Source organism: Streptomyces capparidis (assembly GCF_054782095.1).
The window spans coordinates 1-837 of the sequence record NZ_BAAGTD010000132.1; the positions used below are offsets into that span (position 1 = coordinate 1).

The window sequence follows — 837 nt, forward strand, 5'->3', positions numbered from 1 at the left end:
GGCGGGGGTCAGTGCTGCGGATCATCCGCTGTTGGGTGCGGCTGTGGAGTTGCCGGATTCGGGTGGGTTGTTGTTCACGGGTCTGTTGTCGTTGCGGACGCAGCCGTGGCTGGCGGATCACGTGGTGATGGGGTCGGTGGTGCTGCCGGGGTCGGCGTTTGTGGAGTTGGCGGTTCGGGCTGGTGATGAGGTCGGGTGTGGTCGGGTTGAGGAGTTGACGCTTCAGGCTCCGTTGCTGGTGCCTGAGCGTGGTGGGGTGTGGGTTCGGGTGCAGGTGGGGGAGGCGGACGCGTCGGGTTGTCGGTCGCTGGGCGTGTACTCCCGTCCCGCCGAGTCGGTTGACGGTGCGTGGGTGCGCCATGCCGACGGGGTCCTCGCATCGGGCGGGGGGCATCTGCCGGAGGGTGAGTTGGTGGTGTGGCCGCCTGTGGGTGCGGTGGCTGTGTCGGTGGAGGGGTTGTACGGGGGGCTTGCCGGGACGGGGTTGGAGTACGGGCCGGTGTTTCGGGGGGTTCGTGGGGCCTGGGTGCGTGGGGGCGAGGTGTTCGCGGAGGTGGCGCTGCCGGAGGGGGCTGTCGGTGCGGCGTCGTCGTTCGGTGTGCATCCGGCGTTGCTGGACGCGGCGCTGCACGCGATCGGGCTCGGTGGGTTGGTGGAGGACACGGGTCGGGCGCGGTTGCCGTTCTCGTGGTCGGGGGTGGTGTTGCACGCGGCGGGTGCGTCGGTGGTGCGGGTGCGGTTGGCCCGGGTGGGGGCGGACGCGGTGTCGGTGCTGGTCGCCGATGCGGCGGGTGAGCCCGTGGTGACGGTGGACTCGCTGGCACTGCGGCCGGTGAC

The 837-nt window shown here is 71.1% G+C and carries 1 protein-coding gene; it reads left to right on the forward strand.

Annotated features, from left to right (window positions below; translation table 11 throughout):
• Positions 1-43: 43 nt before the first annotated feature.
• On the forward strand, positions 44-837 hold a 794-nt coding region (locus ACYVO2_RS37255), incomplete at its 3' end, for a polyketide synthase dehydratase domain-containing protein (RefSeq protein ID WP_461012562.1).